This window comes from Curtobacterium sp. VKM Ac-2887 (assembly GCF_015350935.1).
Classification (GTDB): domain Bacteria; phylum Actinomycetota; class Actinomycetes; order Actinomycetales; family Microbacteriaceae; genus Curtobacterium.
Map to the genome: position 1 here is coordinate 1 of NZ_JADKSB010000012.1, position 22494 is coordinate 22494.

Here is a 22494-nt window from a genome sequence, read left to right on the forward strand (position 1 = left end):
TGCGGAAACGACGACACCGAACGACCCCGCTCACAGGCGGCGTGTTGCGCGAGTCTGACGGTGTCCGGAGGACGATCCGTCATCGAACCTCCCGTGCCTCACATCCGGTACAAAGTGGGATCATGAGCGACGAAGAACGCCGGGCTGACCGGCTGGCGGCAATCATCGGTTGCGTAGCCGCTTTCGTCGCCATCATCGTTGTGATCGTGTGGGCTCTCGCGACCCAGTCCTCCGCCATCGCGACCTGACCAGTGGACCGTGGTCGACGACGGGCTGACGGTGAAGCTGTCGCGTTTCGCGACCCTCCACCGGGCGAAGCCACGCGGGCTGGGCGGCGTTCGTTGAGCCACCGGTCATCGGGACGGTCGGTTGCCGACCCTGGGAGCTATGTTGAGGGCCATGAGCAACCCGAATGCTTCTCAACATTCCAAGACGACGCTGGTCGTAGCCGGATTCATCCTGTTTGTGGCAGGAGTCGCCATGGCTGTCGTTGGATTCACCGACACGGGCCCATTCCTCGGTGCGGTGGGGTCATCATCGCCGTGTGCGGGGTCGTCGCAGTGATCGTGGCGGTCAGTAGGACGCCGGTCCGCTGAAGGATCGATTAGCGGGCACCGAGCGATGACCTGCCGGTGCTGTCAGCGGCCTGACCGACCAGCTCGTTCAGAAGAGATCAACACCACGAACGCCATAACGACGCACGCTGCTCCGATGATTTTTGTCGGTACACCTGGTGGCAACACGAAGAGCCCAACTCCGCAAGCCGCGAGCACGATCAGGAGCGTGAGAGTCCAAGGGCGGATGCGCATGCGTCTGCTTACCATCAACAGCGCCTCGCCGGCTCGATAGCCGATCTGCTAAGGGGCGCTCGAGTGGTCTGCGGGACGCCGAGGGAGCACGGCGGTGAGCACACCGCCGACAAGGAGGACGAGACCGAGGCCGGCGATGAAGAATTCGCCGATGACGTCCGGGGCATCAAAAACAGCATGCTCGTCGAACCAGGTCCCGAGGATCGCGCCGTCGACGTAGTCGACGGCCAGGATGACCAGGCCCAGGAAAGCCGAAATCCAAGCCCACAACCGCTGCATGCATCCGAGCATGGCCGATGGATCCGCCGCGCTGCTGAGAGCGTCGACGCCTAGCCAAGGCAAGCGATGGAAGCAGCTCCGGCCCGCCCTGCTGGCGGATCCTTCGCCGGGCGTTCGCGGCGTTGACCGGCTCTACTTACACGCTGGCAGTGCTAGGAATTCCGCGCAGCTATGTACGGTCCAACCGCTCTGACCGTAGGAGTCGTATGCAGATGTGGAAGCGACCTTGACTGCGGTGCCATTCACTTGCGCGAAGAACGGGACGGGATCGCCTTCGGTTGTTCGCTGGATCCAGGTAAGGGTGGCAGTTCGTCCGTGACGTGCAACCTGATCGAGGCACCGCAGTGCCTCTCCTGGCAGTTCACCGTTCCCGTGAACTTCCACCTGCCCGCAGTCCTTCCCCGTCGGTACGTGTACCCAGCTCGGTGCTCCGTCGAGTTTCCGAGCGGCGTCGACGGGATCAGCGGGGGTGCCACTGCAGGCTGCGAGGAGCGCCACAACGACGAGCGCGAGCCCTGCCCCGATGATCTGACGCTTGTCCACGAGATGAGCATGGCCGATATGGAAGCGCTCAACGGTCACGATCCAGCAACGTGTCGATAGCCGCTCGGTCAGCGGGACGGTGACGCGACGCCGCCGCGGATGGGTCAGTAGCCGCGGCGGTAGAGCGTTTGAAACACGAACACCCAGACGACGAGGGCGGCCAACCCGACCCCGCCGATCCACTTCGCGGTCGTGCCACCGGTGAACAGCAGCCAGAAGCACAGCGCGGTCAAGAACCCGGTGCCGACTGCAATGGGGATTCGATAGCGCGTTGTCCATGTCTTTGGGATGGGGTCGTCAGGTTCGTCAACATCGCTCACGACGTGAGCGTAGTTCCGGCGACGACAGGCAAAGTGGCCTCGGCGAACTTGTGCGGCTTCACGCCTCGACGAGTTCCGTTGGCCGATCAGCTGCCGGACGCCGCGAGTGGAGGGTTGAATGCAAGCATGTTGTCCCGCCTGCCGCCTCGTGTGCTCGGCCTTGCAATCGACGCGGGGGCTCTGGCCGCAGGACTCGTCATTGCGCTCATCGGCGGCGGCGTCGGGTACGTCGGGCTCATGGCCGGAGGGCTGGTCATCAGCGCGATGGGATTCGTGGCCGCGATCGTTGGTGCGATTGGCTTCGCACTGCACGGGTCCGCCCGATCCGACGGTGAGTGAACGGAACAATCCTGAGCCGATGGGAGTGTCCGATCGGCGATCGGCGATCGGCTACCGGCCGCGCTGGTTGTCGCTTCCTCGTCGCCACTCTCCGCCGGCGCACACCCCAATCCGCGTCCCGATGAGCGATCGCTCACCGAACACCGAATTGGCAGGCTCACACCTCCCAGTCCGACCGGTAGGTTCTGCCGCTGAGCAGACTCGCGAGCTCAGCGTGCACCGTCATGGTCTTGCTCAGGCGGGCGGCCCGGTCCTCGCTGAGCGTGTCTGCTTCCCAGTCCCGCTCCGAGAAGTACGCCGTGTACGGGTTCACCACGCATTTGAAGTCCAACATCAGGGACTGTGTGAGCGCGCCGGTCGCCATGTAACTGTGTGGCAGACCGGCAGCGCACACGAAAGTGACCACTTTGTCGAACCAAGCCGCACAACGGCCGTCGCCGGTCGCGCCTGTGGCCTCGATGAGCGATTTAACGGTGGACGACGGAGCCCAGTTGTAAATCGGGAACGCCAGCACCACCCCGTCAGCCTCACGGACGAGACTGTGGAGCGCGCCGAACGCATCACTGTCGAACACCCGGTCGTTGTCGAAAGCCGGCAACGCGACCGATGCGAGGTCAATGACGTCGGATCGGTGTCCCGTCGCGGTCAGGAGGGCTGCCGATTGCTCGGCGAGACGGCGACTGCAGCTGGCGGGGTCGAGGCTGCATGAAATGACGGGCAGGCGCAGGGAGACCATCAGGTCACGGTACCGAGTTGTTCGCAGGTCGAACTGGCGCGATCTGTACGGCCGGTGTCACGACGCTCGCTGGTGCCGCAGGACCGAGTCCGATTGGCTGATCGTGTGACCGACAAAGACGTCCGCGACTCTCGCAAAGCGGCGAGCCTGGGCACTCGACCGCCTCCAGTACGATCTCTCCTCGCCGCCCTTGCACGCCAAGCGAACGTGTCGGCGCGGACGTTCTCACGCCGGTTCACGGCCGACACCGGCGTCACCCCGATGTAGTGGGTCCTCCGCGCCAGGATCGACCTGGCCAGAGAACTCCTCGAACGCACCGACTTCACCATGACCCAGATCGCCGAAGCGACCGGGCTGCGATCCGACGCAAACCTCCGCCGCCACTTCGGCAGCATCGTCGGCGCCTTCCCCACCGCGTACCGAACCACGTTCCAGGAATGAAACCCTGTCGCAGTAGCGCATCGGTCATCGGGACATGCATGCTGCAGGTGCTGCGACGAGTACAACGACGTCAGCCCTGGGTCCCTTCTTGCGACCGTTGTGGTCTTCGCGCCGACGGCGCATGGTGGCCAGGCAATTCCGCAGCCCCTCACGAGGCCGTCCGCTGGCTCACCAGGTCAGTGAGCGCGCGTCCCCTGATCTGTGTCACGTCGGGCCCTACGCCTCGTTGCCCGACGGAAGCCCATGAGCACGGCGCCGCACACAACCGTCGCGATGATGCCAATGGCCGTGTCGCCGGTCGACTCGCTTCCGTAGTTTGACCAGGGCAGTCCGAGAGTCCATTGCAGTGCAGGGCCCGCTACGAGTAGCGCTCCGGCCGGTACGACGACGATGAGCAAGGCGCGGCGGCCGCTCCAAGCAGGATGAAGCAGAACGACCAAGGAGGCCGCGGCGACGACCGCGAAAGCACCGTAGATTCACGATGCTCCGGACATCCGCCAGCCGTCGTGTGCGAACCAGTCTTGGACCCCACGGATGGTCCGTGCCCAAGCATGCTGACCTCGGCCATGTGTCGACGAGATGACAGGCAACGGCCACCCGATGATCGCGAGAACTCCGGCGATTGCGCTCGCGATTCCAAGCAAGACCGCCCCGGAGCGCGACCCGGTTCTGGGCTCGACGTCGAAGTCGGAGATGCTCACGCGGAGGAGGCTATCGGGCGAGAGCGACGCGCGGAGGGACAGCGCGGTTCCGATGCGGTGGGACAGCAGAACGTGCCAGATCCGTGCCGAGTGTCCTGTGTGAACCAGAGGACGTGGCCGCAGGAACACGAAAACCCCCGGCCGGACCTGATGGTCCTGCCGGGGGCTTCTCGGTGGTGGGCGATACTGGGATCGAACCAGTGACCTCTTCCGTGTCAGGGAAGCGCGCTACCGCTGCGCCAATCGCCCAGATTCCCTGTCTGAACCGGAGTTCGCACAGGATCTGGAGGGTGTTGCTGGAGGTGGGGACGGGATTCGAACCCGCGTGGACGGCTTTGCAGGCCGCTGCCTAGCCTCTCGGCCACCCCACCATCGAGGTTCACGTCTCCGTGAGTACCCGAACGGTGGGATACCCTCTGGTGAGTCGCAGGGCTTCGAAAAGCCCCACACTCGAGCGGATGACGAGATTCGAACTCGCGACCCTCACCTTGGCAAGGTGATGCGCTACCACTGCGCCACATCCGCATTTGTCTTTCCGCTGTCGCGGCGACGACGTAAACTCTATACGAACCCAGGGTCATCCACCAAAATCCATCCCGTTCACCGGGCGTGTCCCCCGAGTTCATGCGGATTCGGCCGGTTCGAGCCCCCTCGCACGGCGCAGTCTTCGCCATGTGGTGCGCAGTTGCGTGCTCCGTGCCTGCTTTCAGGCCCGCACCATGCGGTCAAGCTCGCACGGAGGCGCCAATGCCGCACCGTGCGAACGTGCCCCAACGCCGCACGGTGCGCCGCTGCACACGCGCAGCGCGCCACACCCGGGGCGCGCGCCGTGTTCGATGCACCGCCGGACTTCCGCTACTATCGACTCGCACGAACAGTGCAGGGGGCGATTGGCGCAGTTGGTAGCGCGCTTCGTTCACACCGAAGAGGTCATCAGTTCGAGTCTGGTATCGCCCACCCTTGAGACAGAGCCCGACGCAGCAGCGTCGGGCTCTTGTCATCTCACCCGGCCGCAGTACGCGGGCCACACCACCAGCACGATCGGACGAAGGGGCGCATGACCGACGTCGACCTCGAGTTCGCCCGGGTCCGAGCGGTCCTCGACCGTCCGACCCTGCGCCTCATGTCCCGCCCGACGAGCGCGACGGTCCTCGCCGTGTTCCGCACGGTGTTCGACCGCGACGTCCAGTACGTCCCCGCCGACCGTATGCACCTGCAGGTCGAGGAGCACGTCGCGCGCCTGCAGGCATCGGGTGCACGCGTGCCGGCGAGCGAACAGCACGAGCAGAGCGAGCAGGACCCCCGACCGAACGGCCGTGCCCTCTGCCGTGAGTGGGTGGCGGCCCAGTGGCTGGTCCGCTCCAACTCCCCCGACGGCGACGAGCAGTACTCCCTGACGAGTCACGCGCTCGAGGCCCTGAGCCTCGTCGACGCCCTGTCGGCCGACCGCGCATTGATCAGCGAGAGCCGCCTCGCGATGATCGTCGACGCCGTGCACCGCTGGGCCGCCCGTGCCGAGCCGGACCCCGACGTGCAGATCCGCCGCATCGACGCCCAGATCGCCGAACTGCGGGCCGAGCGTGAGCGCCTCGAGCACGGCGACGACGTCGTCACCGTCGAGGACGACCGGATGCGCGACGGGTACACGAACATCTCCGACCTGATCCGGCAGCTGCCGAGCGACTTCAAGCGCGTCGAAGAGGCCGTCGCGACGATGCACCGCTCGATCGTCGAGGACTTCCGACAAGAGGTCCGCCCGATCGGCGAGATCCTCGACGACTACCTCGCGCGCACCGACAACCTGATGCAGGCGACGCCCGAGGGCCGCGCGTTCGAGGGCGCCTTCGAGCTGCTGCGCGACGACGCCCTGCTGCTCCGCCTGCGCGACGACATCGCGACGATCCTGTCCCACTCGTTCGCCGACGGCCTCGGAGCCGGTGAGCGTCGCGCGTTCCGCAACACCGTGACGATCCTCCGCCAGGGCATCGAGGACGTCCTCGCCCAGCGGCGTCAGCTCACCGCGACCCTGCGCGACCAGATCGTCGCCCACGACGTGGTCCGCGACCGTGAGCTCGACGCCGTGATCCGCTCGATCAACCGCGGCCTGGCGACGCTGATGGACCAGGGCGGTGCGCGCGACCGCATCCCGCTCCCCCTGCTGCCGGCGGCGGCCGAGGTCGGCACCCTGCGCGAGCGCTTCTACGACCCGGACGCCGAGTCGGTGCCGCCACCCATCGAGGAACCCGACGACGACGTCTTCGAGGACCTCGACGTCGAGATGCTCCGCAAGCACGGCGGACCGCTCCTGACCGAGCTGCGCGCCGCGCTCCGGTTCGCCGAGGCCGACTCGAGCGTCGACGCCTTCCACGGGCTGCCGCCAGAGCAACGTCGACCGGTCGAGCTGTTCGGCCTCGCCCACCTGCTCACCGGACGCGACGACTTCGAGTCCGCCGCGCACGTCGCCGAGCACCGCACGGTGCGCCCGGACGGCAGCCCGGTCACCTTCCACATGCCCACCGCTGCGCTCGCTGCCGAGCACGCGCCGGTCGGCGATCCCCACGACGACAACGCACAGGAGGCACGGTGAGCGACACGACGCCGGCACCGGTCGACGAGACCGTCCCGTACGACGACCCCGCAACGGTCGTGCAGGACGACGAACGCGACGAGTCCAGCTTCGCCCTCTTCGAGGGCGACGAGGGCCGGCTCGACGAGCACCAGCGCCGCGCGCTGGTGGCGCTGCTCCGGCACTCGTACGTCAGCTCCCGGACGCACCCCGACGAGTGGCGTGCGGTGCTCGACGCCGAGTACCAGTTGCGGTCGCGTCTGAACGACCTGTTCCTCGAGCTGCACGTCGACCGTGACCGCGAGGTCGCGTGGAAGCGCCAGGCCCGTTCGGAGAGCCAGCGCCGCACGTTCCCGACGTTGCTGCGCGACCTGCCGTACACCCGCGAGGAGACGATCGTCCTCGTCTACCTGCGGATGCGCCTGCGCGCCGACGCCCGACCTGGTCCGGACCAGGTGGTCGTCGACCGCGCGGAGATCCTCGGGCACGTCGCCGGCTTCCGACCAGCGACCGCGACCGACCGCACGCGCGACGAAGGCCGGGTGGCGAAGGCCGTCGAGCGCCTCGTGACGGCACGCATCCTCATCCGCACCTCGGACCCGGACCGCTTCCGGGTGGCGAGCGTCGTCGAGGTGCTGCTCCCCCTGGAGCGCCTGCTGGAACTGGACACGTGGCTGCGGACCACCACCGCGCACGAAGACGCGACCGACCAGGGCGGCGAGCCGACCGACGGAGCCGCCACGGGCCTCCCGGCAGACGGCGAAGCCGAGACCGACACCGATGACGACGGCGAGACGGAAGCATGACCGACACCTTCCAGATCCCCGCGCTGTTCGACACGGTCGCGCAGTGGCGCGCCGAGTCGATGCAGGTCGTGAACTGGGGCGGGTTCCACGGCCACCGGCAGGTCGAGCTGTCCGGCACCGCGACGCTCATCTCCGGCGCGTCCGGCACCGGCAAGTCCACGCTGATGGACGCGTACCTGGCCGTGATGATGCCGTCCGACGTGCCGTTCAACGGCGCCTCGAACGACGCCACGACGGGTCGCGCGCGCAGCGCCGACCAGCGCAACCTGCTCACGTACCTGCGGGGCAAGGTCGACACCCGCCGTGACCCCGAGTCCGGTGCCCTGCGCGACGTCAACCTGCGCGGCGACGACCAGACCACCTGGGGTGCGGCCGCGGTCACGTTCCGGAACGACGACGAGCGGCGCTTCACGGTGCTGCGGGCGTACATCGTGCCGAGGCGTGCGCGGGGCGTCGGCGACATCCAGATGACCATGGCGACGGTCGACGACACCTTCGACCTGCGTCGGCTCGAGGAGTTCGTGCCGACCCGCTTCCACCACCTCGAGCTGACCGGACGCGTACCGGGGCTGGTGATCCGCGACACCTACCAGGAGCTCGCGTACACGCTGCAGACCCGGCTCGGCATCGGCGACTCCGGCGGCGGGAACCGGGCGATGCGCCTGCTCGCGCGCATCCAGGCCGGGCAGCACCTGCCGACCGTCGACGCGCTGTACAAGTCGCTCGTGCTCGAGACCCCGGGCACCTACGAGGCGGCCGACCGCGCCCTCGCGCACTTCTCCGCGCTCGACGAGGCGTACGAGGCGATGGACACCGAGGAGCGCAAGGTCCGCATCCTCTCCCCGATCACCGACCTGCACGACGAGATCGAACGCTCGAAGGCCGCGGCCGAGGCCCTGGACGGCATCGCCACCGGCGCCGAGGTCTCCCCGTTCGCGCACTGGACGGCCTCGCGGAAGCGGGACCTGCTCGACGCCGAGGTGGACCGCAACGGCCGGGAGCGTACCGCCTCCCGCGCCGAGGTCGCCGCCGCCGAGGCCCGGCACGCCGCCGTGGAGATCGAGCTGCGTGACGCCGAGGCGCGGCTGCGCGACCAGGGCGGCAACGCGCTCGCCCAGCTCGAGGACCGCATCGAGCGACTCACCCGTGAGCGCGACGCGGTGGTCCGGACCCGGGCGACGTTCGACGAGCGCACAGCGGTGCTCGGCACGTCCGTCGCGACCGAGGCCGACTTCACTGCCGCGCAGCGCAGCTCGCACGAGTTCCTCGGTTCCTACGCTGCTTCGCGCTCGTCGTTGGACGACCGCCGCGACGCCCTGACGCGCGAGGAGTACCCGCTGCTCGACCGGGAGCGCTCGCTGCGCCAGGAGCGGCAGTCGCTCGAGCACCGTCAGGGCGCGATGCCCCTGCCGATGCACGAGGCCCGGCTCGCGATGGCCCGGGCCGCCGGCATCGACCCCGCCGACCTGCCGTTCGTCGCCGAACTGCTCGACGTGCAGCCCGGCGAAGAGCGCTGGCGCACGGCGATCGAGTCCGTGCTGGCCCCCGTCGCCCGCACCCTGCTGGTCGACCAGGACCGCCTCGGCGCGTTCAGTGAGGCGATCGACGCGCTCCGCCTGCCCGTCCGCGTGCAGTTCGAGGGCGTACCGACCGGACCACACCTGGACCTCGACGGCGATCCCGCGATGGTCTCCGGCAAGCTCGCCATCAAGCACTCGCCGTTCAGCACCTGGGTGCGGGAGCGGATCGAGTCGGACCGCACCGACGCCCGTTGCGTCACCGACGCCTCGGAGCTCGGTGGTGGTGGCCGGCGCGTGACCGAGTCCGGCCAGCTCCGCGACGGCCGGCGTGGTGCGCACGGTGACCGCCGCCAGGCGAACGTCATCGGCTTCACGAACGAGGCCCGCGTCGCCGCCGTCGAGCAGGAGCTCGCGTCGATCGCGCAGGACCTCGCCACGCTCGAGGCCCGTCGCACCGACGTCGCACAGGACCTCACCGCGCTCGACGTCCTCCGCGCCGCGCACCAGCACGTGGTCGACGTGACGTGGGACGCCATCGACGTCCAGGGCGTCGAGACCTCGCTGGCACGCCTCGACGAGGAACGGCAGGCACTCCTCGCCGCCGACGACGGCCTCCGGACCCTGCGCGCCTCGGTCGCCCGCCTGCGGAAGTCGCTCGACGAGACCGCGGACCGCCGCTCCGCTGCACGGCTCTCCGTGCAGCGCCTCGAGGAGCGGCACGCCGTGCTCGTGGACGGCCAGGACGCCGCCGCCGAGATCCTGTCGCGTTTTGACGACACCCCCGAGTCGTTGCCCGACGACGAGCAGTCGCGACTCCTCGCCGAGACGTTCGCCGAGGTCGGTGCACCGGACGGTGTGGACGGTTTCGACGACGCCACCCGACGGCTCCGACGGCGCCTCGAGGAGCGGCTGTCGCAGGCACTCGACGGTGCCGCAGCGGCCTCGACGTCGTTGACGCTCACGTTCCAGCGGTACCAGGACGCCTGGGCGGACCCGAACCTCGGCACCGGCGTCGCGTCGTACCCGGACTACCACGCCATCCTCGACCAGATCGTCGCGACCGGCCTGCACGCCCGCCGCACCGAGTGGCGTCGCCGGCTGTCGCAGTGGAGCGGCGAGGACCTCGTGCCGCTCGCCGGAGCCTTCGACCGGGCCGTCGTCGAGATCGAGGAGCGCCTCGAACCCGTCAACGAGATCCTGCGGGACCTGCCGTTCGGCGCGAACCGCGACCGCCTGAAGATCCAGATCCGGCGGGTCACCCGCGAGGACGTCACCGCGTTCCGCCGCGAGCTCCGCGCCCTGTCCGCCTCGGTCGACGCCGAGCTGACCGACGACGTGCTCGAGACCCGGTTCCGCCGGCTCCGGCGCTTCATGGCCGTCATCCGCCCCGACCCCGACGCTGCCCGTGGCCGCACCACCCAGCGCGACGCCGTGCTCGACGTCCGGCGGCACATGGAGATCACGGCGGTCCGCTACGACACGTCGGGCAACGACCTCGGTGTGTACTCGTCGCTCGGTGACAAGTCCGGTGGAGAGACGCAGGAGCTCGTGGCGTTCATCGTCGGTGCGGCGCTCCGCTACCAGCTCGGCGACGAGACCCGGCCCCGGCCGCGGTTCGCCCCGGTGTTCCTCGACGAGGCGTTCATCAAGGCGGACTCGGAGTTCGCCGGTCGTGCGGTCACCGCGTGGCTCCGGCTCGGTTTCCAGCTGGTGGTGAGTGCGCCGCTCGACAAGGTCACGGCGCTCGAGCCCTCGATGGAGCGGCTGCTCTCGATGCGCAAGCACCCCGAGACCGGTCACTCGTCCATCACCGAGATCGCCCGGGTCCCCGCCGACGCCTGACGCTTGCCGAGAGGTCACGAACTGTCGGATGGCGGCGGCGCCGCCGACAGTTGGTGACCACTCGACGCGCGGCAGGCGGCGTGTCCTGACCACCCGGCACACGCTGTGGGAACGGCCGACGGCGGCCTGGAGGCGCGGTGCGGGCCCGCCACGGGCGTCCCGGCCGCTCGTCCGCCGGTCGCAACACCCTGCTCACCTTCGCGCACTGGTCACGATGCGTCGCCTGGCGGCGCCGCCGCCGACGGCCTGCGACCACTCGGAGCACGGCCGACGGGATGTCGTGGCCACCCGGCGGGTGCTTCGTCAGCGTGTCGACAGGCGCCGCACAGACGATCCTTGACCACTCGCCGCTACGGTGATGCCGTGTTCGGACGCCGCTCCCCCAAGCCCCGCCCCGACGACGCCCCCGGCCTCGGCATCGGTGCGCTCGTGCAGGTCATCGACTCCGCGGAGGTCGGCGAGCGGTGGGCCGACGAGCCGATCGGTGTGATCGTGGCTCCCGGTGGCAACCAGATCGTCGGCTACCCCGGCGTCGGCGAACCGCTGTCGTGGACCGTCGCGTTCGAGGAGCCCGTGTACACGAAGGACGGCCGCGGCCCATTCGAGCGCGCGACCGTCCTGAGTCGTCAGTTGGTGCCGATCACGACCGGCAGCGGCGAGTAGCCCAGCGGGCTCAGTACTCTTCGGAGCCGCTCTTCATCATGGCGGCGACCGCCATGCAGCAGCCCACACCACCGAGGACGCCGATGCCGATGATGATGCCGGCGATGAGTTCGAGCATGGGGTGACTCCTTGGTTGCTTCGGCCGTGTGGCTTCCCTCAGGTTAGCGGATGCCGCGACGGATCAGCGGATACCGCGCATGAGCTTCAGGACCGGCTTGGCCAGGACGAGCAGGACCACGCCGACCGCGACGGCGACGAGACCGAGCACGGCGAAGTACGGCGCCTCGTTCGCCGGGTCGTAGTACTGCGACAGCACCCCGGTGACGGCTGTGCCGAGCGACACGGACAGGAAGAACAGCGCGACCATCTGCGTCTGGAACTTCGGCGGCGCGAGCTTCGTGGCGACGGACTGCCCGACGGGTGACAGCAGCAGCTCGGCGAGCGTGAAGACGAGCAGGATGCCGACCAGGGCGAGCAGCGGCGTGCCGTTCTGGCCCGAGCCGACGAAGGGCAAGAACAGCAGGAACGCGACGCCCATGATGCCGGTGCCCAGGCCGAACTTCGTCGGGGTCGACGGCTGGCGGTCGCCGAGCTTGGTCCAGAGCGCCGCGAAGACCCCGGACAGCACGATGATGAAGACCGGGTTGATCGACTGCACCCACGAGACCGGCATCTCCCACCCGAAGAGCGAGCGGTTCAGTCGCTCGTCGGAGTACACCGTGACGACGGTGAACTGCTGCTGGTAGAGCGACCAGAACACGGCGCTGCCGATGAAGAGCGGGATGAACGCGAACACCCGCGACCGCTCCTGCGCCGTGATGCCGCTCGTCAGGATGACGACGAAGTACCCGATCGTGGCGAGGATCACGATCGCGACGACCACGGTGGGCAGGTTGCCGACGTTCAGCAGCCCGGTCAGGACGGCGACCGCGATCACGACCAGGGCGACGACGACCCCGATGCCGATCAGCGGCAGGCGTCGGCGGTCGACCGGGTTCGTGACGTGGCGCACCGTGTCGGGCAGGTTCTTCCGACGGATGGCGTACTGGACCAGGCCGGCTGCCATGCCGACGGCGGCGAGCCCGAAGCCGTAGTGGAAGCCGAGCGAGCTCTGCAGCAGCCCGGTCAGGAGCGGCCCGAAGAACGCACCGAGGTTGACGCCGAGGTAGTACAGCGAGAAGCCGGCGTCACGGCGGGGGTCGTCGCGGCTGTAGAGCCCACCGACGATCGTCGTGGCGGTCGCCTTGAGTCCGCCGGACCCGAGCGCGATGAGCACGAGCCCGACGCCCACGCCGGCCACCCCGGGGATGAGCGCCAGGGCGATGTGGCCGAGCATGACGACGATCGCGCTGCCGAACAGTGTGCGGTCGGCACCGAGCAGCCGGTCGGCGATCCACGCGCCGATGATCGTGAACAGGTACACGGCGCCGCCGTACGCGCCCATGATCCCGGTCGCGATGCCCTTGTCGATCCCCAGGCCGCCCTGCGTGACCGTGTAGTACATGTAGATCAGGACGATGCCCTGCATGCCGTAGAACGAGAACCGCTCCCAGAGCTCCACCGCGAAGGGCGTCGACAGCTCGAACGGCTGTCCGAAGAAGGTGCGTTTGGGCTTGGGATCGTGTCCCGTGGTGGAGCCTGACATGTCGGCCAGTCTGCCCCGCGGGCCGGTGGCGCGCCCAATCGTTGATGGGTGCTCATCAAATCGATCGACGCGTGCAGTTGGAGGGTTCCCACCATCGTGGTCGGTCCGTGCCGGGCAGCGTTGTGCGGCCCGCACGGCGTTCCGTCGGCTCCCGGCGGTGGTGTCTAGCGTGGGGAGCGCAACACCGGACACCGCAGTTCAGGAGGACTCCGACCATGGTCGACACCGCATCCGCGCAGCACACCGGCACGCCCACGGCGAAGCACGACGCCGGCGTGAACCCGGGCACGAACGCCAGCGAGAACTCGGGCAAGAACGCGAGCAAGCACACGAGCGACAACGCGGGCAAGCACACCGACATCCGCATCGACGTCGACATGGTCGAGACCCTCCTGCTCGGCCGCTGGGCCGAGGACCGCCGGATCTCCCGCCGCCTCGTGCTCGACCCCGCACTGCACAAGACCGAGGGACTCGGCACCATCGAGCACCGTGCCCGCGCGTTCGAGCAGCTGCAGATCCTGGTCGACGCCGGAGCCATCCAGCGCCCGTACCCGCCCGAGCTCGGCGGCCAGGACAACCACGGCGGCAACCTGGCGGCGTTCGAGGAGATCACCACCGCCGACCCGTCGCTGCAGATCAAGGCCGGCGTGCAGTGGGGCCTGTTCGGCTCCGCGGTGCACCACCTCGGCACCGCACGGAACCACGAGGAGTTCCTGCCCGGCATCATCGGGTTCGACGTCCCCGGCTGCTTCGCCATGACCGAGACCGGCCACGGTTCGGACGTGCAGAACATCGCCACGTCAGCGACCTACGACCCCGCCACGCAGGAGTTCGTCGTGCACACGCCGTTCCGCGGGGCGTGGAAGGACTACATCGGCAACGCGGCCCTGCACGGCAAGGCGGCCGTCGTCTTCGCGAAGCTCGTCACCCAGGGCGTCGACCACGGCGTGCACGCGTTCTACGTGCCGCTCCGTGACGACGACGGCGCGTTCCTGCCGGGCGTCGGCGGCGAGGACGACGGCGTCAAGGGCGGCCTGAACGGCATCGACAACGGCCGGCTGCACTTCGACCACGTCCGCGTCCCCCGCACGAACCTGCTGAACCGCTACGGCGACGTCGCCGAGGACGGCACCTACAGCTCGCCGATCGACTCGCCCGGACGCCGCTTCTTCACGATGCTCGGCACCCTGGTGCAGGGCCGCGTGTCGCTCGACGGTGCCGCGGTCGTCGCCCAGAAGATCGGGCTGCAGATCGCGCTGACGTACGCGATGCAGCGCCGGCAGTTCCCGACGGCGGGCGGTGTCGAGGGCGTCCTGCTCGACTACGGCCGGCACCAGCGCCGGCTCATCCCCCGTCTGGCGACGGTGTTCGCGCAGTCGTTCGCGCACGAGCAGCTGCTCCGCACCTTCGACGACGTGTTCAGCGGGCGTGCCGACACCCCGGAGCGCCGCGAGGACCTGGAGACCCAGGCCGCCGCGTTCAAGTCACTGTCGACGTGGTCCGCGCTCGACACCCTGCAGGAGTGCCGCGAGGCCTGCGGCGGCGCCGGCTTCCTCGCGGAGAACCGCCTGACGAGCCTGCGCGCCGACCTCGACGTCTACGTGACGTTCGAGGGCGACAACACCGTCCTGCTGCAGCTCGTCGGCAAGCGTTTGCTCACCGACTTCCGGAAGCGCGCGCCGCGCGACGCCGCGTCGACCGCCAAGTTCGTCGCGTCGCAGGTGGGCGCGAAGCTCGCGGACGCCTCGGGCCTCCGCCGGCTGGGCCAGACCGTCGCCGACCGCGGGTCGCTCGCCGCGAGCGTCACGGACCTGCACGACCCCGCCACGCAGCGCGCGCTGCTCGCCGGCCGCGTGGACACCATGGTCACCGAGATCGGGCTCCGGCTGAACACCGCCGGCAAGGACCGCGCCCGCCAGGCCGTGCTCCTGAACCGGTCGCAGCACGAGCTGATCGAGGCTGCGCGCGCCCACGCGGAACTCATGCAGTGGGACGCCTTCACCGAGGGGCTCGACGCGGTCCCCGAGGGCGACACCCGTCGGGTCCTCGTGTGGCTGCGCGACCTGTTCGCGCTGGGACTGCTCGAGCAGCACCTCGACTGGTACCTGGTGCACGGCCGTCTGAGCGCGCAGCGTGCCCGTGCGGTGTCGGCGTCGATCGACCGGCTCGTGGCGCGGCTCCGTCCGGTGGTCCCGCAGCTCATCGAGACCTTCGGCTACGAGCCCGGCCACGTGCGGGCGCCGATCGCGCTCGGCGAGGAGCAGGCGCGCCAGGACGAGGCCCGTGCGTGGTTCGCCGCCGAGGCGGCAGCCGGACGACTCCCTGAACAGGAGAAGAAGCCCCGCGCGTAGCCGCCCGTCGTTCCGTCCGGTCCGCGCCCCGCCATCGTCGTCGCGCCCTGAAGAGTCGGGGCGCGATGCCCGCCACGGGGCGCGCCCGCGAGCGACTACTCGGTCGGGTCCGTCGGCTGGGCGGACCCGCCGAGCGCGGCACGCAGCCGTGCCTCGGCGTCGTCACCGGAGGCACCGGTCGCGCCGGCAGCCGCAGCGGCCTCGGCGTTCGCCTCGGTGACCGCCCGCACGACCTCTTCACGCTGGATCTTCACCCCGCGTGGTGCGTCGATGCCGATCCGGACGCCGTCGCCCCGGGCGTCGAGGACCGTGATGACGATGTCGTCACCGACGAGGATCCGCTCGCCGACCTTCCGCGTGAGTACCAGCACCCGCTCAGCCTAGCGACAGGACGGGGACCCCCAGCAGGTCGACGGACTCCGGCGTGGCGGTCTCCCCCGCGCCGATCGCGACGACACCGGCCACCGGCAGCCGTGCGGCCACCGCGGACACCATCGCCGCGGTGTCCTCGGGCTTCCGTCCGACGTCGACGACCACCCAGACCTGGTCGGCCTCGATCCCTTCGCCGGTCGCCCGGTCGTCCCACGCGGCGACGGCGAGCACCGCGTGGCCGTCGCGCACGCCGTCGGCACGCGCGAGGATGGCGGACCGCCGGTCGGCGGCGTCCGTCGGCCGCAGCGCGTGCCGGACGGCGAACAGCCCGGCCGCGGCGTCGACGTCGTTCGCCCGGCCGACCAACAGGACCAGGTCACCGTCAGCAGACCGCACTACCGGGACAGCAGATCGCACGGCAGGCGCCGTGGACCGGGCCGCGCGCCGGCCGGGCGCGACGTCGGGGACGGTGGCCGGGCCTCCTGGCAGGGTGTCGGTGACGGCCTGGAGGCGCGGGTCGACGTCCGCAGGCCCGTCCGCTCCGGGCAGGGCGCGCGTCGGGCGCGGGGCGCTCCCCGTGATCCCGTCCGCCACGAAGCCGTCGAGCACCGACGCGAACGCGTCGGCACGCGTCGCCTGGGTGCCGTCACCGCGCGCGATGCGGGCCTCGGCCGCGTCGGCGTCGGCGAGCAGCGCCGCGATGCCGATCCGCTGGACGGGTGAGTCGGCGATCACGACGCGTGCGGTCGGGGTCTCCCCCGGTTCCGGCACCTCGACGGTGGCCTCGACGTGCGCCTTGCGGAACAGCCCGCCGATGCCCGGCGTGGTGACCCGCTCGGCGGCGACGATCCGTGCACCCGCGCCGAACTCGGTCCGGACGGCGTCGCGGACCTCGTCGAGCGTCGCGCCGTTACGCTGCAATCGGGTCGGCGGCACGGACCACTCCCACGGTCTCGATGGTGGAGCCCGCGGCGGTGGCCTCCTGGTACGACAGCACCGGGAGCCCGTTCGACTGGGCGGCGACCATGCGGTGCACGGCCGGGCGGAGCTGCGGGGCGCAGACCAGGACGGCGGACAGGCCCTGGTCCTCGATGCTGCGCACGGCATCGCGGACGGAGCCCAGGACCTGCTCGATGCGGTGGGCGTCGAGGACGATCTGGCTGCCCTGTTCGGATGGTCGCAGGCCCTCGAGCATCGACTGCTCGAGCAGCGGGTCGATCATGATGACGCGCAGGGTGCCCTGGTCGGTGTACCGGGCTGCGAGGGCGGGGCCGAGTGCGGCGCGGGCGGCCTCGACCAGGCCCTCGGGGTCGGTGGAGGCCTTGGCGCGCAGGGTCAGCGCCTCGCAGATCCGCCCGAGGTCGTTGATCGGCACGCGTTCGGCGAGCAGGCCCTGCAGCACGCGCTGGAGTTCGGCCATCGAGAGCATGCCCGGCACGAGTTCCTCGACCGCGGCGGGGTTGACCTGCTTGACGCCCTCGGTCAGGACCTTGACGTCCTCTCGGGTGAGCAAACGGGCGGCGTTGTCGCCGATGACGGCCTGCAGGTGCGTGACGAGCACGGACACCCGGTCGATCACCGTGGCGCCGGTCATCTCGGCGGCGTGCCGGAGTTCGGCGGGCACCCACTTGCCGGTCAGGCCGAACACGGGCTCGACCGTCGAGGTGCCCGGCAGGCCGTCCAGGTGGTCGCCGAGCGCCAGGACGCTGCGGGCCGGGGCGGTGCCGCGGCCGGCCTCGACGCCGGCGATCCGGATGGCGTAGGTCGACGGCGGCAGGTCGATGCTGTCGCGGGTGCGGACCGGCGGCACGACGATGCCCATGTCGACAGCGATCTTGCGACGGAGGGCACGGACCCGGCCGAGCAGGTCGTCGGAGGCGCCGGACACCATGTCGACCAGGTCGGGCGCCAGCAGGATCTCGAGGGCGTGCACGCGCATCTGCTCGATGAGGTCCTCGGGGGTGTCGCCGGAAGGCGCGGCGGCCTCGAGGGCCTGCTGCTCGGCGGCGGCCGACTCGGCGTTCGCGGCGTTCCGGCCGATGCGCCACGCGGTGAACAGCAGGGTCGCACCGACGAGCAGGAAGGGCAGGATCGGCATGCCGGGGATGAACCCCATCGCGATGGCGGCGACGCCGGCGATCATCAGGGCGTTGCGCGACTGCGACAGCTGGGTGGCGGCCGAGGCCCCCATCTCGGACTCCGCGCCGGAGCGGGTGACGATCATGCCGGTGGAGACCGCCATGAGCAGGGCCGGGATCTGCGTGACGAGGCCGTCGCCGATCGTCAGGATGCCGTACTTCGACAGGGCGTCGGTGGCGGAGAGCCCGTTCTGCAGCATGCCGATCGCGATACCGCCGACCAGGTTGATGATGATGATCAGGATGCCGGCGATCGCGTCGCCCTTGACGAACTTCGAGGCGCCGTCCATCGCGCCGTAGAAGTCGGCCTCGGCGGAGACCGCGGCGCGGCGGTCCTTCGCCTGCTGGTCGGTGATGAGCCCGGCGTTCAGGTCGGCGTCGATCGCCATCTGCTTGCCGGGCATGGCGTCGAGGGTGAACCGTGCCCCGACCTCGGCGACGCGCTCGGCACCCTTCGTCACGACGACGAACTGGATGACGATGAGGATCAGGAAGATCACCGCGCCGATGATGATCGACCCGGACACGGCGACGTGGCCGAACGCCTGGATGACGTCGCCGGCGAAGCCCTCGCCGAGCACGAGCCGGGTCGACGCCACGTTCAGGCCGAGGCGGAACAGCGTCGCGACGAGCAGCAGCGACGGGAACACCGAGAAGTCGAGCGGCTTCTTCACGAACAGCGTCGTGAGCAGGATCACCAGCGCCAGCAGGATGTTGATGATGATCAGGAAGTCGAGCAGGAACGACGGCACCGGCAGGATCAGCAGCAGGATGATGCCGACGATGAACACCGGGACGACGAGCTTCGGCAGGTCCTTGCGGTTCATGCGGGGAGTCCTTCGGTCGGGGTCTCGGCGATGCGCGGTGCGCGGAGTTTGCGGGGGCGGAGGTCACCGGTCAGCGTGGCCGGGTCGATGACGCTCGCCACCTCGTCGGGCGTGGTCGGCCTCGGCGGTGCGTGGGTGCCGGCAGCGGCGCCGCGGGCCTTCAGGGCCATCACGAACGACAGCACCCGGGCGACCGGCGTGTACAGGTCGACGGGGATCTCGTGCCCGAGCTCGCACGCGGCGTGCAGCGCTCGGGTGAGTGGGACGTCGCGCACGATCGGCACACGGTCCGCTTCCGCCCGGGCACGGATGACGTCGGCGACGGGCCCGGCGCCCTTCGCGACCACCCGCGGTGCGGCCTTGCCCGGCTCGTACTTGAGCGCGACGGCGTAGTGGGTCGGGTTCGTCATGACGACGTCCGCGGTGCCGACCGCCTGGATCATCCGGTTGCGGCTCATCGCGAGCTGGCGGGAGCGGCGCTGACCCTTGACGAGCGGGTCGCCGTCGCTCTTCTTCTGCTCGTCCTTGACCTCGCGCTTGGTCATCATGGTGCGCTTGCGGTTGCGGCGGATGACCACGAGCACGTCGATCGCGGCGAGGACGAGGCCGGCGGCGATCGCGGCGCGGAGCAGGGTGCCCGCGCCGTCCGCTGCGGCCTCGAGCACGGCGGACAACGGCAGCGAGCCGCTGGTCATGAGCACGGGCATCAGGCCCTGCACGGCGAACCAGAGCACGAGGCCGACGACGGTGGTCTTCAGCAGCGCCTTCGCCCCGTTCCAGAGCGCCTGGACGCCGAACACGCGCTTCAGGCCCGCGATGGGGTCGAAGTGCGACGCCTCGGGCGCGAGCTTCCGGATGTGCACCCCGCCCTGCGCGACGGCGGCCGCGGTGACGGCGACGAGCACCACCGCGAGCATCGGGCCGAGGGTCGCGCCGACACTGGCCATCGCGTCGCCGAACACGTGGTTCATGGTGCCGATCGTCGGGTTCGCGATGACGGACTGCACGGCGACGAGCTGTGCCGTGCCGGCGGCCGCCGCGTTGCCGATCATCGACGGCACCATGAGGGCGACGACGGCGATGCCGATCCACGCACCGAGGTCCTGGGACCGGCCGAGCTGGCCCTTCCGGTGGACCTCCTGCATGCGTTTCTGGGTGGCCTTCTCGGACTTCTCACCACTGTCGGACACGGTGCCTCACCCCCGTCCCGTGATCGCCTGGACGGCGTCGCCGGTCAGCGACGACACCACCGAGGGCAGGGCCATGAAGAGCGCACCGGCGAACAGGACCGTCAGCCCGATCTTGATCGGGAACCCCATCTGGAACGCGTTGAGGGCCGGCGCGACACGGGTGAGCAGGCCGAGGCCGACGTCCGCCAGGAACAGCACGACCACCAGCGGTCCAGCGATCTGCAGCGTCGCCAGGAACATCTGCGACATCGCCGCCACGAGCAGGTGGGCCAGACCGTCGACCGCGAAGCTGCCGGTGAGGGGCACGGCGTCGAAGGACCGCACGAGCCCACCGACGATGAGCTGGTACCCGCCCGAGGTGAACAGGAGCGCGAGCGCCGCCATCTGGAACAGCCGGGTGAACTGGGCGCCGTTGACCTGCGACTGCGGGTCGAACGCCTGCGCGAGCGTGAACCCGCCGAACAGGTCGATGAGCGCACCGGCGGACTGCACCGCGGCGAACACCAGGAACACCAGGAAGCCGAGCGACAACCCGACGACGAGCTGGGTGAGCAGCGCGAGCAGGAAGGGCCCGGTGTCGAGCGACTCGTAGCCGACGGCGACGCGGGGGGCGACGCCGATCGCCAGGCCGAGCCCGAGGATCACCTTCACGGTGCCGGGGAACGCCCGGTACGAGAACGGCGGCGCGATGACGAAGAACGCGACGAGCCGGACGCCGGCGAGCATGGTCGCCTCCAGACGGTCGGCGTTGATCGCGAGCTCCATCAGCCGCTGCCGAGGAGCTTCGGGATCATGTCGAAGGCGACGTGCGTGAACGCCACCATCTCCGAGATCATCCAGTTGCCGCAGACGACCAGGGCGATCGCGACGGCGACGGCCTTCGGCACGAACGAGAGCGTGACCTCCTGGATCTGGGTCACGGACTGGAACAGCGAGATCGCGAACCCGACGACGAGCGACGTGACGAGCACCGGAGCGGCGAGCTTGCCCGCGACCAGGAGCGCCTGGAGGACCAGGTCGATGACGGCCTGCTGGTTCATGCCCGCCCCCTAGACAACGTGGTAGCTCTCGATGAGCGACGTGATGATGAGGCCCCAGCCGTCGACCAGGACGAAGAGCAGGATCTTGAAGGGCAGCGAGATCATGACCGGCGGGAGCATCATCATGCCCATCGACATGAGCGCCGCCGAGACGACGAGGTCGATCACCAGGAACGGGATGAAGATGACGAACCCGATGATGAACGCGCTGCGGAGCTCCGAGATGATGAACGCCGGGATGACGGTCGTCATCGGCACGTCGGCCATCGACTTCGGGTTGTCGAGCCCTGCGGCGCGGGTGATCAGGGCGACGTCCTCGTCACGGGTCTGGTGCAGCATGAAGGTCCGGAGCGGCTTCGTGCCGATCTCGACGGCCTGGTTGAAGTCGAGGTGGCCGGCCAGGTAGGGCTGCAGGGCGTCGTCGTTGATGTGCCCGAGCACCGGCGCCATCACGAACAGCGACAGGAACAGCGCCAGGCCCGCGATCACCTGGTTCGGCGGGATCGACTGCAGCCCCAGGGCGTTCCGCGTCATCGCGAGGACGACGAAGATCTTCGTGAACGACGTCATCATGAGCATGAGCGCCGGGGCGACGCTCAGCAGCGTGATGCCGATGAGCGTCACGACGGCCGACGACGGGGTGCCGTCCGGACCGTTCACGCTGACGCTGAAGTCGCCGTTCGCGGGAGCGGTCGGCGTCGCGGGGGCGGTCGGTTCGACGACGCCGGCGGCGTGGGCACCGGTCGCGGTGAGCATGAGGAAGCCGGCGACGACCGCCAGCCCGAGCAGGACGAGGGCTGCGGTGCGTCCGGTGCGGACCGCGGTCACCCGGCGCGCCGGTTCCGCAGGGCGGCGGCCGCCTGCCGCCAGGTGTCGACCGACAGGATCGAGCCCTGCAGCTGCTGCGCGGTCGGCACCGTGGTGCGCTGCGGACGACGGTTGCGCGGGCGCATCGGCAGGGGCTGCGCCGTCGCTTCCGTTCGGTCGGACGGGAGGCCCGTGGGGGCGTCCGCCTGCAGCGCCAGTTCCTGACCGAACACGTCGGCCGACGGGGCGGGCCGCACGGGCAGCTGCACGGGTCCGGTCACGATGGTGAGCTCCGGAGCGGGCGCCTGCCCGCTCGTCAACAGGCTGACGCCCTGCTCGGAGACCCCGAGCACCAGGCGCTCCCCCTCGACGTCCACCACCACGACGCTCGCCTTGCCGCCGAGGCCCTGGCGACCGACGACCTCGACGGTCGCCGCACGGCGCCCGGAGGTCTTGCCGGCGAAGCGCTTCTTGCTGGCACGGTGCAGCACCCACATGAGGGCGAGCACGACGCCGAGCGACAGCGCGACGCGGAGCGTGATGAGGAGGGTGTCCACGC

At 69.9% G+C, this 22494-nt stretch carries 20 protein-coding genes and 4 tRNA genes; 9 read left to right on the forward strand and 15 right to left on the reverse strand.

The features are described from left to right. Window positions 1-122 precede the first annotated feature (122 nt). Window positions 123-248 carry a hypothetical protein gene (locus tag ITJ69_RS20765; protein ID WP_260154802.1) on the forward strand — a complete coding sequence of 42 codons (126 nt, stop codon included), beginning with the start codon at window positions 123-125 and terminating at the stop codon, window positions 246-248. Between the two features lie 609 nt (window positions 249-857). On the opposite strand, the gene ITJ69_RS14010 is transcribed toward ITJ69_RS20765, so the two are convergent. Together ITJ69_RS14010 and ITJ69_RS14015 are read right to left on the reverse strand one after the other, a co-directional pair. Beyond that, a complete protein-coding gene (locus ITJ69_RS14010) occupies window positions 858-1088 on the reverse strand; it encodes a hypothetical protein (protein WP_123938073.1) in 231 nt (76 codons plus the stop codon). 647 nt (window positions 1089-1735) lie between these two features. Next, on the reverse strand, window positions 1736-1951 hold the full coding sequence (locus ITJ69_RS14015; protein WP_194673063.1) for a hypothetical protein: 216 nt from the start codon (window positions 1949-1951) through the stop codon (window positions 1736-1738). Window positions 1952-2029: 78 nt separating this feature from the next. Here ITJ69_RS14015 and ITJ69_RS14020 point away from each other — a divergent pair, with 78 nt between their 5' ends. Then, a complete protein-coding gene (locus tag ITJ69_RS14020) occupies window positions 2030-2290 on the forward strand; it encodes a hypothetical protein (RefSeq protein WP_194673064.1) in 261 nt (86 codons plus the stop codon). 157 nt (window positions 2291-2447) lie between these two features. Here ITJ69_RS14020 and ITJ69_RS14025 read toward each other — a convergent pair whose 3' ends face one another. Further along, window positions 2448-3026 (reverse strand): NADPH-dependent FMN reductase, encoded by a 579-nt coding sequence (locus tag ITJ69_RS14025; protein WP_228505728.1) that lies wholly within the window; start codon window positions 3024-3026, stop codon window positions 2448-2450. A gap of 327 nt (window positions 3027-3353) precedes the next feature. On the opposite strand from ITJ69_RS14025, the gene ITJ69_RS14030 reads away from it, so the two are divergent. Beyond that, window positions 3354-3467, forward strand: coding sequence for a hypothetical protein (locus ITJ69_RS14030; RefSeq protein WP_260154805.1), 114 nt, complete (start codon window positions 3354-3356; stop codon window positions 3465-3467). An 875-nt stretch (window positions 3468-4342) separates the two neighbouring features. On the opposite strand, the gene ITJ69_RS14035 is transcribed toward ITJ69_RS14030, so the two are convergent. The 3 genes from ITJ69_RS14035 to ITJ69_RS14045 form a co-directional block, all read right to left on the reverse strand. Beyond that, window positions 4343-4417: transfer RNA gene (locus tag ITJ69_RS14035), tRNA-Val, on the reverse strand. Window positions 4418-4465: 48 nt separating this feature from the next. Further along, window positions 4466-4539 (reverse strand) — tRNA-Cys (locus ITJ69_RS14040). Between the two features lie 82 nt (window positions 4540-4621). Further along, window positions 4622-4693 (reverse strand) — tRNA-Gly (locus ITJ69_RS14045). Between the two features lie 359 nt (window positions 4694-5052). On the opposite strand from ITJ69_RS14045, the gene ITJ69_RS14050 reads away from it, so the two are divergent. The 5 genes from ITJ69_RS14050 (at window position 5053) to ITJ69_RS14070 (ending at window position 11565) form a co-directional block, all read left to right on the forward strand. Further along, window positions 5053-5125 (forward strand) — tRNA-Val (locus ITJ69_RS14050). A gap of 100 nt (window positions 5126-5225) precedes the next feature. Continuing rightward, window positions 5226-6755 carry a DUF3375 family protein gene (locus ITJ69_RS14055; protein ID WP_123938077.1) on the forward strand — a complete coding sequence of 510 codons (1530 nt, stop codon included), beginning with the start codon at window positions 5226-5228 and terminating at the stop codon, window positions 6753-6755. After that, window positions 6752-7540 carry a DUF4194 domain-containing protein gene (locus ITJ69_RS14060; protein WP_194673065.1) on the forward strand — a complete coding sequence of 263 codons (789 nt, stop codon included), beginning with the start codon at window positions 6752-6754 and terminating at the stop codon, window positions 7538-7540. Before ITJ69_RS14055 ends, ITJ69_RS14060 begins: the two co-directional genes overlap by 4 nt. Beyond that, entirely contained in the window at window positions 7537-10902 is a 3366-nt protein-coding gene (locus ITJ69_RS14065) for an ATP-binding protein (RefSeq protein WP_194673066.1), read from the forward strand. The genes ITJ69_RS14060 and ITJ69_RS14065 overlap by 4 nt, the downstream gene beginning before the upstream one ends. 363 nt (window positions 10903-11265) lie before the next feature. Beyond that, complete coding sequence (locus ITJ69_RS14070) at window positions 11266-11565, forward strand: hypothetical protein (protein ID WP_194673067.1); 300 nt, start codon at window positions 11266-11268, stop codon at window positions 11563-11565. A 181-nt stretch (window positions 11566-11746) separates the two neighbouring features. Here the strand turns inward: ITJ69_RS14070 and ITJ69_RS14075 are convergent, their stop codons facing one another. After that, on the reverse strand, window positions 11747-13210 hold the full coding sequence (locus tag ITJ69_RS14075) for a peptide MFS transporter (RefSeq protein ID WP_131846848.1): 1464 nt from the start codon (window positions 13208-13210) through the stop codon (window positions 11747-11749). A gap of 215 nt (window positions 13211-13425) precedes the next feature. Here ITJ69_RS14075 and ITJ69_RS14080 point away from each other — a divergent pair, with 215 nt between their 5' ends. After that, window positions 13426-15561 (forward strand): acyl-CoA dehydrogenase, encoded by a 2136-nt coding sequence (locus ITJ69_RS14080; protein ID WP_194673068.1) that lies wholly within the window; start codon window positions 13426-13428, stop codon window positions 15559-15561. 95 nt (window positions 15562-15656) lie between these two features. Here ITJ69_RS14080 and csrA read toward each other — a convergent pair whose 3' ends face one another. The 8 genes from csrA to ITJ69_RS14120 are packed head-to-tail and all read right to left on the reverse strand — an operon-like array spanning window position 15657 to window position 22492. Continuing rightward, entirely contained in the window at window positions 15657-15932 is a 276-nt protein-coding gene (csrA, locus tag ITJ69_RS14085) for a carbon storage regulator CsrA (RefSeq protein WP_123938082.1), read from the reverse strand. A 4-nt stretch (window positions 15933-15936) separates the two neighbouring features. Further along, window positions 15937-16869 carry a hypothetical protein gene (locus ITJ69_RS14090; RefSeq protein ID WP_194673069.1) on the reverse strand — a complete coding sequence of 311 codons (933 nt, stop codon included), beginning with the start codon at window positions 16867-16869 and terminating at the stop codon, window positions 15937-15939. After that, on the reverse strand, window positions 16844-18898 hold the full coding sequence (locus ITJ69_RS14095) for a flagellar biosynthesis protein FlhA (protein WP_123938084.1): 2055 nt from the start codon (window positions 18896-18898) through the stop codon (window positions 16844-16846). Before ITJ69_RS14095 ends, ITJ69_RS14090 begins: the two co-directional genes overlap by 26 nt. After that, window positions 18895-20088 carry an EscU/YscU/HrcU family type III secretion system export apparatus switch protein gene (locus ITJ69_RS14100; protein ID WP_194673070.1) on the reverse strand — a complete coding sequence of 398 codons (1194 nt, stop codon included), beginning with the start codon at window positions 20086-20088 and terminating at the stop codon, window positions 18895-18897. Before ITJ69_RS14100 ends, ITJ69_RS14095 begins: the two co-directional genes overlap by 4 nt. A 6-nt stretch (window positions 20089-20094) precedes the next feature. Next, on the reverse strand, window positions 20095-20853 hold the full coding sequence (locus tag ITJ69_RS14105) for a flagellar biosynthetic protein FliR (RefSeq protein WP_123339580.1): 759 nt from the start codon (window positions 20851-20853) through the stop codon (window positions 20095-20097). Further along, on the reverse strand, window positions 20853-21128 hold the full coding sequence (fliQ, locus tag ITJ69_RS14110) for a flagellar biosynthesis protein FliQ (protein WP_111084131.1): 276 nt from the start codon (window positions 21126-21128) through the stop codon (window positions 20853-20855). Before fliQ ends, ITJ69_RS14105 begins: the two co-directional genes overlap by 1 nt. A 9-nt stretch (window positions 21129-21137) precedes the next feature. Continuing rightward, on the reverse strand, window positions 21138-21956 hold the full coding sequence (fliP, locus tag ITJ69_RS14115) for a flagellar type III secretion system pore protein FliP (protein ID WP_123339579.1): 819 nt from the start codon (window positions 21954-21956) through the stop codon (window positions 21138-21140). Then, window positions 21953-22492 carry a FliO/MopB family protein gene (locus tag ITJ69_RS14120; RefSeq protein WP_194673071.1) on the reverse strand — a complete coding sequence of 180 codons (540 nt, stop codon included), beginning with the start codon at window positions 22490-22492 and terminating at the stop codon, window positions 21953-21955. Before ITJ69_RS14120 ends, fliP begins: the two co-directional genes overlap by 4 nt. Window positions 22493-22494: the final 2 nt, after the last annotated feature.

Bases quoted from the DNA above. Each gene is read 5' to 3' on its own strand.
- ITJ69_RS20765 (WP_260154802.1), top strand. From the start codon at position 123: ATGAGCGACGAAGAACGCCGGGCTGACCGGCTGGCGGCAATCATCGGT.
- ITJ69_RS14010 (WP_123938073.1), bottom strand. From the start codon at position 1,088: ATGCAGCGGTTGTGGGCTTGGATTTCGGCTTTCCTGGGCCTGGTCATC.
- ITJ69_RS14025 (WP_228505728.1), bottom strand. From the start codon at position 3,026: ATGGTCTCCCTGCGCCTGCCCGTCATTTCATGCAGCCTCGACCCCGCC.
- ITJ69_RS14030 (WP_260154805.1), top strand. From the start codon at position 3,354: ATGACCCAGATCGCCGAAGCGACCGGGCTGCGATCCGACGCAAACCTC.
- ITJ69_RS14055 (WP_123938077.1), top strand. From the start codon at position 5,226: ATGACCGACGTCGACCTCGAGTTCGCCCGGGTCCGAGCGGTCCTCGAC.
- ITJ69_RS14065 (WP_194673066.1), top strand. From the start codon at position 7,537: ATGACCGACACCTTCCAGATCCCCGCGCTGTTCGACACGGTCGCGCAG.
- ITJ69_RS14075 (WP_131846848.1), bottom strand. From the start codon at position 13,210: ATGTCAGGCTCCACCACGGGACACGATCCCAAGCCCAAACGCACCTTC.
- ITJ69_RS14080 (WP_194673068.1), top strand. From the start codon at position 13,426: ATGGTCGACACCGCATCCGCGCAGCACACCGGCACGCCCACGGCGAAG.
- ITJ69_RS14095 (WP_123938084.1), bottom strand. From the start codon at position 18,898: ATGAACCGCAAGGACCTGCCGAAGCTCGTCGTCCCGGTGTTCATCGTC.
- ITJ69_RS14105 (WP_123339580.1), bottom strand. From the start codon at position 20,853: ATGGAGCTCGCGATCAACGCCGACCGTCTGGAGGCGACCATGCTCGCC.
- fliQ (WP_111084131.1), bottom strand. From the start codon at position 21,128: ATGAACCAGCAGGCCGTCATCGACCTGGTCCTCCAGGCGCTCCTGGTC.